The organism is Spirosoma panaciterrae DSM 21099 (genome assembly GCF_000374025.1).
In the GTDB taxonomy this organism is placed as follows: domain Bacteria; phylum Bacteroidota; class Bacteroidia; order Cytophagales; family Spirosomataceae; genus Spirosoma; species Spirosoma panaciterrae.
On sequence record NZ_KB893172.1, the window covers coordinates 506,388 to 518,979 of the forward strand.

At 47.8% G+C, this 12,592-nt stretch carries 13 protein-coding genes; 5 read left to right on the top strand and 8 right to left on the bottom strand.

Annotated features, from left to right (window positions below; genetic code table 11):
- The first annotated feature begins 17 nt into the window (after positions 1-17).
- Positions 18-1,250: an NAD-dependent succinate-semialdehyde dehydrogenase gene (locus B153_RS0102010; protein ID WP_342664784.1), complete on the top strand. Its 1,233-nt coding sequence runs from the start codon at positions 18-20 to the stop codon at positions 1,248-1,250.
- Between the two features lie 2 nt (positions 1,251-1,252).
- On the opposite strand, the gene B153_RS0102015 is transcribed toward B153_RS0102010, so the two are convergent.
- Positions 1,253-1,900, bottom strand: coding sequence for a DedA family protein (locus tag B153_RS0102015; RefSeq protein WP_020594988.1), 648 nt, complete (start codon positions 1,898-1,900; stop codon positions 1,253-1,255).
- Between the two features lie 80 nt (positions 1,901-1,980).
- Positions 1,981-3,876 carry an ABC-F family ATP-binding cassette domain-containing protein gene (locus B153_RS0102020; RefSeq protein WP_026261841.1) on the bottom strand — a complete coding sequence of 632 codons (1,896 nt, stop codon included), beginning with the start codon at positions 3,874-3,876 and terminating at the stop codon, positions 1,981-1,983.
- A 118-nt stretch (positions 3,877-3,994) separates the two neighbouring features.
- Here B153_RS0102020 and B153_RS0102025 point away from each other — a divergent pair, with 118 nt between their 5' ends.
- Together B153_RS0102025 and folK are read left to right on the top strand one after the other, a co-directional pair.
- Positions 3,995-4,999 (top strand): formylglycine-generating enzyme family protein, encoded by a 1,005-nt coding sequence (locus B153_RS0102025; protein ID WP_020594990.1) that lies wholly within the window; start codon positions 3,995-3,997, stop codon positions 4,997-4,999.
- A complete protein-coding gene (gene folK, locus B153_RS0102030) occupies positions 4,999-5,565 on the top strand; it encodes a 2-amino-4-hydroxy-6-hydroxymethyldihydropteridine diphosphokinase (RefSeq protein ID WP_020594991.1) in 567 nt (188 codons plus the stop codon). Before B153_RS0102025 ends, folK begins: the two co-directional genes overlap by 1 nt.
- Before the next feature lie 8 nt (positions 5,566-5,573).
- Here folK and B153_RS0102035 read toward each other — a convergent pair whose 3' ends face one another.
- Together B153_RS0102035 and B153_RS0102040 are read right to left on the bottom strand one after the other, a co-directional pair.
- Positions 5,574-5,930, bottom strand: a complete 357-nt coding sequence (locus B153_RS0102035; RefSeq protein ID WP_020594992.1) for a helix-turn-helix domain-containing protein — start codon at positions 5,928-5,930, stop codon at positions 5,574-5,576.
- Entirely contained in the window at positions 5,930-6,238 is a 309-nt protein-coding gene (locus B153_RS0102040; protein WP_020594993.1) for a type II toxin-antitoxin system HigB family toxin, read from the bottom strand. Before B153_RS0102040 ends, B153_RS0102035 begins: the two co-directional genes overlap by 1 nt.
- A 249-nt stretch (positions 6,239-6,487) precedes the next feature.
- On the opposite strand from B153_RS0102040, the gene B153_RS0102045 reads away from it, so the two are divergent.
- A complete protein-coding gene (locus B153_RS0102045) occupies positions 6,488-7,705 on the top strand; it encodes a pyridoxal phosphate-dependent aminotransferase (RefSeq protein WP_020594994.1) in 1,218 nt (405 codons plus the stop codon).
- A 474-nt stretch (positions 7,706-8,179) separates the two neighbouring features.
- Positions 8,180-8,365 carry a hypothetical protein gene (locus B153_RS37530; RefSeq protein ID WP_026261842.1) on the top strand — a complete coding sequence of 62 codons (186 nt, stop codon included), beginning with the start codon at positions 8,180-8,182 and terminating at the stop codon, positions 8,363-8,365.
- 125 nt (positions 8,366-8,490) lie between these two features.
- Here B153_RS37530 and B153_RS0102055 read toward each other — a convergent pair whose 3' ends face one another.
- The 4 genes from B153_RS0102055 to lolB1 all read right to left on the bottom strand — a co-directional run bounded on the left by B153_RS0102055 (position 8,491) and on the right by lolB1 (position 12,590).
- Positions 8,491-9,222, bottom strand: a complete 732-nt coding sequence (locus B153_RS0102055; RefSeq protein ID WP_020594996.1) for an RluA family pseudouridine synthase — start codon at positions 9,220-9,222, stop codon at positions 8,491-8,493.
- Positions 9,223-9,334: 112 nt separating this feature from the next.
- Positions 9,335-10,153 (bottom strand): 3-methyl-2-oxobutanoate hydroxymethyltransferase, encoded by an 819-nt coding sequence (gene panB / locus B153_RS0102060; RefSeq protein ID WP_020594997.1) that lies wholly within the window; start codon positions 10,151-10,153, stop codon positions 9,335-9,337.
- Positions 10,154-10,247: 94 nt separating this feature from the next.
- Complete coding sequence (locus B153_RS0102065) at positions 10,248-11,675, bottom strand: murein hydrolase activator EnvC family protein (protein ID WP_020594998.1); 1,428 nt, start codon at positions 11,673-11,675, stop codon at positions 10,248-10,250.
- Between the two features lie 30 nt (positions 11,676-11,705).
- Complete coding sequence (lolB1, locus tag B153_RS0102070; RefSeq protein WP_026261843.1) at positions 11,706-12,590, bottom strand: lipoprotein insertase outer membrane protein LolB1; 885 nt, start codon at positions 12,588-12,590, stop codon at positions 11,706-11,708.
- Between the last annotated feature and the right edge of the window lie 2 nt (positions 12,591-12,592).

Sequence of the window (12,592 nt, forward strand, 5' to 3'; positions counted from 1 at the left end):
ACTGGTCGGCTTTGTCGTTGGCAGAACGCGTCCCCTTTCTGCAAAAAGTAGGCGATACATTGCTGGCCAACAAGCAGCAGTACGCAGAATTGATGACGGCCGAAATGGGCAAAACGCTTAAGGAAGCAATTGCCGAAGTAGAAAAATGCGCGCTCACCTGCACGTTTTATGCCGACCACGCCAGTACTTTTCTGGCCGATGAGCCGGTCGAAAGCGACGCGCAGAAAAGTTATATCGTCTATCAACCTCTGGGGCCTGTATTGGCTGTTATGCCGTGGAATTTTCCTTTCTGGCAGGTCATGCGTTTCGCCATTCCCGGCCTGCTGGCTGGTAATGCTGGCTTGCTCAAACATGCCTCGAATGTATTTGGCTGTGCTCTGGCTATTGAAGATGTGTTTCGAAAAAGTGGTTTGCCAGAGGGACTCTTTCAAACACTATTGATCGACTCGGCGGCTGTAGAGGGTGTTCTGAAAGATCAACGGGTGAAGGCGGTTACCCTCACAGGTAGTGGGCATGCAGGCGCATCAGTAGCGGCTATAGCGGGTAGCCGGATTAAGAAGTCTGTTCTCGAATTGGGGGGCTCCGATGCGTTGATTGTACTGGCCGACGCCAATTTGGAAAAAGCGGCTGAAGTGGCCGTTAAATCCCGCATGCAGAATGCCGGGCAGAGCTGTATTGCCGCAAAACGGTTTATCGTCGAAAAAACGGTCAAAAAGCAATTTACAGAACGGGTTATCGAGCATATCCGCCAGATCAAACAAGGCGACCCCATGGACGACACTACCACGATGGGGCCTATGGCCCGAATGAACCTGGCCGACGACATCGAACGGCAATGCCACGAATCCGTCAGGAAAGGCGCTAAATTGCTGGTAGGAGGAGACCGTTCGGGGTGTAACGTACAGCCTATGCTGCTTGATCAGGTAAAACCAGGTATGGCGGCTTTTGATGAAGAAACGTTTGGGCCGTTGGCCGTCCTGATTGACGCCAAAGATGAAGGCGAGGCAATCCGACTTGCCAATCAATCTGACTTTGGATTGGGTTCGGCACTCTGGACAGCCGATGCTGAAAAAGCCGAACGACTGGCCCGACAAATTCAGGCTGGCTCGGTGTTCGTAAATGGACTGATGCGATCCGATGCACGGGTGCCGTTCGGCGGTATCAAAACGTCGGGTTTTGGCCGGGAGTTGTCCGAAGCGGGTATCAGAGAGTTTGTGAATATAAAAACAGTCTGGATCGACACGAACTGAATCTATTCAGTGATCTTTTCCGTTTTTTTTTCATTGCGGGCGTTCAGATACCCTTTTACTACGGTAAACGTGGTGATGGCCAGGAAGAAAATGATAATGTACTGCACATAATCGACGATCCAGGGAAAGCGCTCGCCAAAATAAAAACCACCACCTACCAGGGTCAGTACCCAAATGGCGCCACCAATAATGTTGTAGAGCATAAAATACTGAACGGGCATATGAATAAGCCCGGCCAGCAGCGGAGCAAATGTGCGAACGACTGGCAGAAATCGGGATATGATCAACGCGCTGTTGCCGTAGCGCATAAAAGCATCGCGGGTGTTATCGATGTATTTCTGCTTGAAAAACAGCGAGTCTGGTCGATTCTTGATTCTGGCTCCAAAGTAGTACCCTGTCAGATACCCCGTGGCTGAACCAAGCACAGCCGCACCGAAAATACAGGTGAGCAATAACCAGAGAGGTACATTCAGGAGCTTGGTTCCGGCAAATACACCCGACAAAAACAGCAGATAATCGCCGGGCAGGAAGAAGCCGAAAAAGATACCATTCTCAACGAAAATGATAAGGGTAATCAATACCAGGCCGCCCGTTCGGATAACTTCCTCGGAATTCAGCAAATAGCGAAAAAACTCAAGAATCTGATCCATGTCTAAAGAGCGAAAGAGTGAAAGAGTGAGAGAGCGAAAAAGTAGTGGGTTAGTTTTTCGCTCTCTCACTCTTTCACTCTTTACATATATTCTGCCAGTTCGAGCCACCGATCCGATTTTTCGGCGATGGTTTGATCGAGTTGTTCAATTTCACGCGCCCAGGTCATGAGCTGTTCATGATGGCCACCCGCGTTCAGAAGACCCATCACTTCTGTCTTCCGTTGCTCCAGCGAATCAATTTCTTTTTCGAGCGTTTCGTATTCGCGAATTTCTTTGAACGACAGTTTTTTCTTTGTCGTGCTGGCCGGAACCGTTGCGGAAGAAACTACAGGCGAAGGAGATTGGTTCTTTGGATTGGCCGAAGCTGGTTTACCATTTTGTAAAGTTGATTTTTTGGGCTGTGCATCCCGCCATTCGCGATAGTCGGTATAATTGCCCGGAAAGTCGCGAACTTTACCTTCGCCTTCCAGCACAAAGACGTGCTCCACGAGTCGATCCATGAAATAACGGTCGTGGGTAACGATAAGGACACAACCCGAAAAATTCAATAAGAAATCTTCCAGAACGTTCAGCGTCGTAATATCGAGGTCGTTGGTTGGCTCATCGAGTATCAGAAAATTGGGGTTTTGTACCAGCACCAGCAACAACTGCAACCGCCGTTTTTCGCCACCACTGAGTTTCGATACATAATCGTATTGTTTATGGCGGTCAAATAAGAATCGGCTCAGCAACTGGGAGGCCGTGACGGTATCGCCATTTTCCAATTTCATGACCTCCGCCACTTCCTGTACGACATCGATAACCCGCTGGTTTTCGGGTAAATTCAGTTCAGATTGGGTGTAGTAGCCAAATTTGACGGTGCCACCTGTTGTAATTTTGCCCGAATCGGGCCGAAGTTGGTTGGTAAGCAGATTGAGCAAGGTAGTTTTGCCCATCCCGTTCTTGCCAATTAAACCCACCCGGTCGAATCGCTTAAAGGTATAGTTGAAATGATCGAGCAGTATTTTATCCCCAAATCGCTTGCTCAGGTTTTCGACTTCCAGAATTTTGCTGCCGAGCCGGGTAGTGCGCAGGTTCAGGTCAAGTTCACCGTCATTGCGCCGTCCGCTTGTTTTTTCTTTCAGTTCTTCGAAGGCATCAATCCGGTACTGGGCTTTCGTGCTCCTCGCTTTGGGCTGCCGACGCATCCATTCCAGCTCACGACGAAACGTATTGCGGTCTTTGGTCAATTCGGAAGCCGCTGCCGCTTCGCGTTCGTCTTTTTTCTCGAGAAAATACGCGTAGTTGCCTTTGTAGGTATATAGCTGCCCGTTGTCCAGCTCCGCAATCTGATTGCATACCCGATCCAGAAAATACCGATCGTGCGATACCATCAGGAGGGTTCCGTTGTTGATATTCAGGAAGTTTTCGAGGTATTCAATGGCTTCGAGATCGAGGTGGTTGGTCGGTTCGTCCAGTATCAGCAAATCGGGACTTTGGATCAGTACGCGGGCGAGCGCTACACGTTTGCGTTGCCCACCGGATAGTGAACTGACGGGCTGCTCGACATCATGAATCCCCAGCTCACCCAGAATTTGGCGGATTTGGGCTTCATAATCCCAGGCCTCGTGTTTCTCCATGTCGGCCATAGCGCGTTCCAGTGCGGCATGGTCGTCGTGGGTGAGCGCAAGTTCGTAGGCACGAACAGCGTCGAGTTGGGCACTTTCACCAGCCAGCACCACTTCCATTACAGTAAGGGCGTTGTTCAGGTCAGGTTGTTGGTCGAGGTAACCGATTGTACTATCTTTTCGATGGCTAACTATACCGGCATCGGGTGGGATGGCCCCGGCCAGAATGGAAAGCAACGTCGTTTTGCCGGACCCGTTGGCGCCCACAATAGCTACTTTATCGCCCCGGTTTATTCCGAAGGTCAGATTTTTAAAAAGAACACGGTCGCCGTACGACTTGGTTAAATTTTCGGCTGAGAGATAATTCATAGATTTAATAGCCAGTTCAATTTTGGAAATCGGACTGGTTTGACGCTGCAAAGGTACAACAAAGAAAATCGTTCGTACTTTTACCGCTCAATGATGGTTTCTTTCTACATAACCAAAAATGTTTCCTAAACATCTCCTGTCCGTTTTTGCCTTAACCCTGGGGGTAAGTAGTCTGACAAACGCCCAAACCGCTACTGAGTTTAAATCATATACTCAAGTCATTCCGGGTAGCGACCAAACCTATGCGATGGTGGCTATACCGGGTGGCAAGTACGTAATGGGTAGCCCGGCTTCTGAGAAAGGGCATAAACCTGACGAAGCGCCCCAGCATAGTGTTGCCATTGAGCCCTTCTATATGGGTAAATACGAAGTGACCTGGGATCTTTACGATCTGTTTGCCTTTACCAATATGGAAAAGGAGATGGCTACCAAGTATCCTCAGACCGATGCGAATCTGGCTAAAACCGATGCAACTACCCGACCCAGTCCACCCTATGTCGACATGTCGTTTGGGATGGGGCGGGCCGGCTATCCGGCCATCAACATGACCCAATACGCGGCTATAAAATTTTGTGCCTGGCTCTATGCTAAAACGGGCATATTTTACCGATTACCCACCGAAGCCGAATGGGAGTACGCTTGCCGGGCCAATACAACAACACCGTATTCGTTTGGGGCGGATGTGAAAAAGCTAGGTGAGTACGCTGTATTTAATGGCAACAGTGGGGGAGGGTATAAGAAAGTCGGGACTAAAAAGCCTAATCCATTCGGGTTATACGATATGCATGGCAATGTAATGGAGTGGACTAAAGACCAATACATCGAAGATTACTATAAGCAGGTTGCCGCTGGGAAAGTTAAAGAACCCTATGCCCCAACGACCACGCTGTATCCGAACGCTGTACGCGGAGGGTCATGGGACGATGAACCGGAAGTCTTACGTTCGGCTGCCCGCACTCCTTCGGCACCAGCCTGGAAAATTCTTGATCCGCAAAGCCCTAAATCGGACTGGTGGCTCACCTCAGCATCATTTGTTGGCTTTCGGATAGTGCGCCCTGCCAAGGCACCCAGCGAGGAGGAGATTAAGGCGTATTACGATATTAAAGTAATCAAGGACTATTAATGGCGAACGAGCGAACGAGTGAACGAGCGAAAGAGTGGGTGGAGGAGGAGCGCTCTTTCGCTCGTTCACTCGTTCACTCGTTTACAGCCTATCTGCTTCTCGGCGCTAACCTCGGCGACCGGATAAACACCTTGCATCGGGCGCTCGACCTCATTGCCGAGCGGGTAGGAACGGTAGTACAAAAGTCGGCGATGTATGAAACGGCTCCCTGGGGTGTAACCGACCAGCCAACTTATCTGAATCAGGTTTTAGCGATTGACACCGCACTTCAGCCCGAAGAATTGCTGAACCAAACCCAGGCAATTGAACATGAATTGGGCCGAGTTCGGCTGGAACGCTGGGGCGCCCGGTTGATCGATATAGATATTTTATTCTATGATCAGCTCATTTTAAAAACTCCACGGCTTACCATTCCCCATCCGTATTTGCATCAGCGTAGGTTTACGCTCGTACCACTAGCCGAAATTACCCCCAACCTTGTTCACCCGATTTTGCATAAAACAACGCTCGAATTACTAGCTGCGTGTACAGATACAAGTGAGGTTGGCGTATTCGTAACGGGATGATATATGGGTTAGCCGAGTAGTATACTGGCTGGAATGCCTAATTCTTTATGAAAGAATTTTGCCATTTCGAGGGTTAACGGTTTACGGCGGTTCAATACGGCTGATACATAACTCTTGCTTCCTACTTTCCCTACGAAATCTCTATTCCGATACCCTTTTTCTGCCATCTTAAGCCGGATAGATTCAATTGGATCGGGAGCCGGGATGGTATAGTGCTCGTCTTCGTAAGCTTTAATTAGTAATAAAGCAATTTGCAGTAGGTCACCTTCTGGACTATTGGCAGGTATTTTTTTGTCGAATTGCTTATCAACCCAATCCAGCATATCGTCGTATTCGTTCTCCGTTTTGATTGGTTTCAGCTTCATTATTTCTGGTATTGTACAGTTGCTACATCAATTTTATCGTATTCAGCATGGGTACCAAACCATTTGATCTGGATGGTTTTGTACTCGAATACCAAACGTACAACTAATCGATACTTGTTGCCCATAATGTTAAACACAACCCGGTCATCACCAACTATACTTGCTGAGCCATAAGCCGCTTTCAGTTCATTGAAGTTAGTAAAGCTATGTTCCAGCCATTCAGCATACCATTGCTTTAAGGCGTTTGATGCGGATGGATATTCTTGACAATAGGCAAGTAGCGTGCGTCGCGCTATGATATTGAACATACTATGAATATAGAGTCCATTAGCAGCCTCTTTGCCTCTGGGATATTTATAGATTGAACGCAATCATCTGGTAAAAAGTTTACCTATAGTGAACATATCGTTTCACTCACGAATAAGCTTAATCATAAACCTCTATGCCGTCGCCTATGGCAGATTTATTTTTAATTCTTAAATAATAGAGCCGCTCCAATGAAAAGGTACTACCTTTGTGGGCAGTTTGTTGTCATTTTATTAAAACTACAAAGAATTATGTCTGCCACGCTTGACACCGTGAGTTTATTAGCCGACCGCATCAACGCGCTGGAGGAATCGTCCACGCTGGCGATGACCAAGAAAGCTCGTGAATTGGCTGCTCAGGGCCACAAAGTTATCAGCCTGAGCGTAGGAGAACCGGATTTTAAAACCCCACAACACATTTGCGAAGCTGCCAAGAAAGCCATTGACGACGGTTTCCACGGCTATTCGCCAGTGGCGGGCTATCCTGATCTTCGCAAAGCCATTGCTGATAAATTCAAGCGCGACAATAACATTGACTGGAAACCAGAAAATATCGTAGTATCGACCGGGGCAAAACACTCACTGGCGAATGTGATCCAGGTGCTGATTAATCCGGGCGATGAGGTCATTATTTTTTCGCCCTACTGGGTTAGTTATTCCGAAATGGTAAAACTGGCCGAAGGCAAAGCGGTAGTTGTTGATGGATCGTTTGAAAACAACTTCAAAGTGACTCCTGAGCAGTTTGAAGCGGCCATTACCGAGCGTACCAAAATTGTGATGTATGCATCGCCCAACAACCCGACCGGCTCCATTTATTCAGAAGCCGAGTTACGGGCCATTGGTGAGGTAGTGGCCCGCCATGAAAATGTTTATGTACTGGCCGACGAAATATACGAGTACATCAACTTTACGCCCGAAGGGCATTTTAGCATCGGGTCGATCCCCGAAATTGCTGAACGGGTAATTACCGTAAATGGCGTTGCTAAAGGCTTTGCCATGACGGGCTGGCGGATCGGTTATATCGGAGCAGCCAAGTGGATCGCCGATGGCGTAGAGAAATTGCAGGGACAGGTTACCTCTGGAACGAACTCCATCGCCCAGAAAGCTACGGTTGCTGCGTTGACCGGCCCGCTGGAGCCATCGATGGAGATGACCAAAGCCTACCACCGTCGTCGTGATTTAGTCGTGAAATTGCTGAAAGAAGTGCCTCATTTCCGCACAAACGTGCCTGAGGGGGCTTTCTATGCATTCCCGGATATCAGTTACTATTATGGCAAATCGGATGGAACAACTACGATTGAAAACTCCGATGACTTTGCCCTATGGCTGCTCAACAAAGCCTTTGTCGCAACGGTAGCGGGTTCGGGTTTTGGTGCCCCTAACTGTCTGCGAATTTCGACGGCGGCATCCGACGAGTCGTTGGTCGAAGCCATCCAACGCATCAAAGAAGCCGTTGCCACGCTGAAGTAAGCGCTACAGGCTAAAATACAGCCGAGTCTACAGGAACCGGATGAGCAGTAAACTGACTAAGTACTGCTCATCCGGTTCCTGTAACTGTTTATGGGGCTTTTGTATGAATAATCCACTGAGCTTATATAAATTATAGGATAATGTTGTGATCAGGTATAGTTAATAAAATAATTTAAGAATAACAGAGCTACGAATATGGATGGTATTTATCTTCTAATTAATTTAGAAAGAAGATATAATATTGGCATTATAATTGACAAGGGGTAAGATAGGTGAGGTAAACGACAGCGAATTAACTAGGAGAAACCATAAATCACTTTCCATTATAGTAAACTTTTTCAGATTGTGCTTGTTTTTGTATTAAGGCAAGTTTATTTTTGAATAAGAATAGAATGGCAGATTAAACGTTAGTGAATAAGTTGTTGATTTGTCCGTAGCCGTAACTTTAATCGTTAAAAATTATTCCTTAAACCAATGAGAAATTTTCGATTATACATGATTTTTCAATGGGTTTTCTTTCTGCCCATTATATTACCGCTTTGCATCATCTTTGGCGCGCTGCGTGGGATTGTGCAGATGATTGAGCGGGTAATGGAACAGATTATATTGGATGTTGCTCCTACGGAACAGCCAACAACATCGACGGTGACAGAGCCTTAACGTATTGAAAAATAGATTGTGGGGTAGTGCGGCAGTTTCGCACTAGCCTTCCAACTAAAAAGCCGCATTTTCTGGGGGCCAGAAGGTGCGGCTTTTTAATTGGAGATCTACCCCTGTCTGACAGGTTACTCAAAAATGTAGTCGAGATTCTTGTCTTTAAAATTCTCATCATCCAATTCCAGAAACTCCTCCCAGAATGGGTCATTCGGTAACCCAGCCTTACAGATGAGGGGTTCTTTCCGGACGGGATGAATGAAGTAAAGGCGACGGGCATGCAAATAGATTTTTTTATCAGCTACGGCCCGATCATACCCATATTTGACATCCCCCCGAATGGGGCAGCCCATGTGAGCCAATTGTGAGCGAATCTGGTGGGGGCGGCCAGTAATTGGATTTACCTCCAGCAGGTAGTGCTCGTTTATTTTACCCAATACCCGATACGATAGTTCGGCTTTTTGTGAGTTCGCTACCTCATAGTCGTAGACTGTTACCTGGTTTTTCTGCTCATCCTTGACCAGCCAGTTTACGAGCTTATCCGCATTTTTGGGGGGCTTTTGACGAACTACGGCCCAATAGGTTTTCTGCACCTGTCGCTTGCGAAAGATTTCATTCATGCGCTCCAGGGCTTTTGAGGTGCGGGCAAACACAACCAGACCACTAACCGGACGGTCAAGCCGATGTACAAGGCCCAGAAATACCTCACCGGGTTTGTTGTACTTTTCTTTAATGTAGTCTTTCAGTACTTCCAGCAGCGTAATATCGCCGGTACGGTCGCCCTGGACCAGTATGCCCGGTTCTTTATTAACGATTAACAGGTGATTATCTTCGTAAACTACCTGATATGGTTTTCTTTTCATAAGCAATGGTCATTCATTGTCATTGATGGTCATGGCTAGTCAACACTCGTTTTTTCTGGCAATACATGACCAGCTCCTGACTATGCGTTACAATCAATGCTTATTGGTTAACTCAATACGCTTCTTTCTCGTTCGGAAAGTCGTTTGCTTTTACATCATCGACATAATGCGCAATGGCCTCGGTCATGATTTGGTGCAGGTTGGCGTATCGACGCAGAAAGCGGGGTTTAAACTCATTGTTGATCCCCAGCAAATCATGAATGACCAGGATCTGACCATCAGCATCGGGGCCTGCACCGATCCCGATGGTAGGTATTGACAAACTCTTCGATACGGTTTGGGTGAGCGTAGCGGGTATTTTTTCGAGTACTACTGCAAAGCAGCCCAACTCTTCGAGCATGTGGGCGTCGGCCATTAATTTTTCAGCTTCAGCCTGCTCTTTAGCCCGTACGGCATAGGTGCCAAATTTATAAATGGACTGAGGAGTTAACCCGAGGTGACCCATAACCGGAACACCAGCACTCAGAATCCGAATGATTGATTCCTTAATTTCGAAGCCACCTTCCATTTTAACCGCATGAGCCCCCGACTCTTTCATGATTCGAATAGCCGATTGCAAAGCGACGGATGAGTTGCCCTGATAGGAACCAAACGGCAGGTCGACTACAACCAATGCCCGTTTAACAGCCCGAACCACAGAGCTGGCATGATAAATCATCTGGTCGAGTGTAATAGGCAACGTGGTTTCATGACCTGCCATGACATTGGAGGCCGAATCGCCCACCAGAATCAGTTCGACACCAGCCGCATCAACTACCCTCGCCATCGAATAATCGTAGGCGGTCAGCGCCGATATTTTTTCCCCTTTATTCTTTAGCTCCTGAATGGTATGCGTCGTAACGCGTTTGATGTCGGGATTATGAACAGACATGTTGAATCGTAGAGTTGTAAGGCTGTAAAGGTATGGACCAGACCGACGATTCGGTTGTGAGCAGCTAAGAATACACGCTACAACTTGATGTCGTTTACCTTGGAACCAACCATGATTCAGGATTGAGTTTGGAAAACTCTTTCCAGATTTGAAACTGCATTTCAGAGATACCGCTCTTGTCGGTGGCTACCGTGCCGATCGTTTCGCGCGCTTTTACGCGTTGCCCCGCCCGAACGGATACACTTTTTAGTTTAGCATAAATGGTGAAGTAATCGCCATGCTGAATGGCCACCACATTGTTCATACCGGGTATGCTGGTCACATCCTGGACTACGCCATCATAAACGGCCCGGACATCCTCTCCTGCATTGGTCTGAATATCAATGCCCTGGTTTTCAACATAAATTCCTTTTAACACAGGGTGGGGTTTCCGGCCAAAATGGTCGGAAATAAACCCTTTTGTCACTGGCCAGGGTAAATGGGCTCGTGAAGCCGTGAACGACGAGGCCAGTGCTGTTTCTTCATCGTTCAGGTTATTGTTGCGTCGCTCGTCGGGCTTTTTGGCAACAGGTTCGGGTTCGGCAGGGCGTTCTACTTTTGCTACGTCGGCTGGAGCCGGTTTTTCCCCTGCTTTTTCGGCGGCTGCTATCGCTTCTTCGGCTCGTTTGCGTTCGGCGGCTTTACGGGCAGCCTCTACACGCGCCAGGCGTTCGCGTTCAGCCCGTTCGCGCGCTTCCCGTTCGGCTCGTTCCCGGGCTTCCCGGGCAATCAGCCGGGTAATCATAGTTTCCAGCCGATTGATGGCCCGGCGGCTTTCGGTAAGTTCGGCCTGCAACTCGGCTTCTTTTTTACTTAGCTCTTTTACGACGACATTTTTCTCGACCTTCAGTGTTTCGAGCTTTTTAGCCTCTTTCACTTTGGCACCCAGCGTGTTTTGTTGCTCTACTCGTTTGTGTTGTGTCGCTTTTTGTTTGCCCTGCAACATCGTCTGTACGTTGTTCATCTGCCGAACCTGACTCTGTCGGGCATCCGAATACTGGCGTAAGTACCGATACCGGGCTACTAACTGGTTGAAATTGTTGGCCGCAAATAAAAACCCAAGTGGATTGACCTGCTGACGTCGTTTGTCGGCTGCATAGATCATAGAGCCGTATTCAGCTTTTAATTTGTTCAGATCATTCGTAAGGGACTGACTGGCCTGCCGAAGTTCAGCAATTTCGGATTCGGTGAGCTTAAGGTCTTTATTCAACAGGCCGATTTGCCGGGATTGGGTCTGAATCTGCTGTTCAATGGCTTTTAACTGGCCCAGACCAACCTGTTTTTCCGATGCGGTTTGCTTCAGAATGGTACGAATCTGGTTCATTTTTTCCAGGTTCTGCTTTTTCTCGCGTTCGAGTACCTGCCGATTCCGCTGCGTTTGCGGGGCTTGTGCTAAAGCAGCAAACCAACCCATACTGAACAGGACCAGGTTAAGTACTGACCAGTATACAGCGCGGGAAGGTGAGGGGAATTTGGGGTACATGGCTGTTAAGACCAACAAATGTGCAGTGGGTTAAGGGCGACGAGTATACGAAGCTGGAATCGAAAACGGAAATCCCGGACTTTTATCAACCAGTTCAACTTTGTTATGCTTAATACGAAGTAATGTCTGATAGAATTGTCCGTCGGCTTTTGACTGGTAATCGAGCGTTACCAGGCTGGTATATGGAAACAAAAAGTTGTTCAGGGATGTAAAGTCCTCATAATCCAGCCGAAGCGTATTTTTGGTGGGTTGCTCCGTGAGCATCAGTTTTTTTAGCTTCCGGTCATTTTCGCCAATATAGTTTTCGACCAGTACTTTGCCTTCGCTCTGACGGAGCAGTAGGTAATCCCGTTCGTTTTTGATTTTCTGGGCCGGACGTTTGGGAAGGGGCAGGTTCCCGACAATCAGCGCCTGAAGCAAGCCAAAATTCATGTTAAAATTAAACTGTCGGCTCAGTGTCGGAAAATCATACACGGAGTATTCTTTATGAATTTTGTCGATAATCGTGATGGAGTCTTTCGTAATCTCTCCACGAACGGCTTCAATCCCCAGTTTCGATACCGATACCCAGATCAGACTATCTTTTCGAACCCGAATGGTTACGTTGGCATTGTCGATGTCCTGTTGCTGGCTTTTGAACGAAATCTTTGACCGGGCCGTCAGGTAACGGAAATCAATTTCGGCCACATTGGCTCTGGCTTCTTCAATACCCGGGCGAGTTGGCCGGGTCATTGTTGTTGAATCGGTCAGGGTAGTTGACGAAGGGCGGGCCGCCAGGGTTGAGTCAGATGTAGGAGCCGAAGCTGAAGTGGGTGAACTGACCGGATTCCTGGCGTGCGACATATGCTGCCGCCGACAACCTTCCGAACTCAGCACTATAATCAACGATGCTATAAAGCACAAAAATTTATTCATTG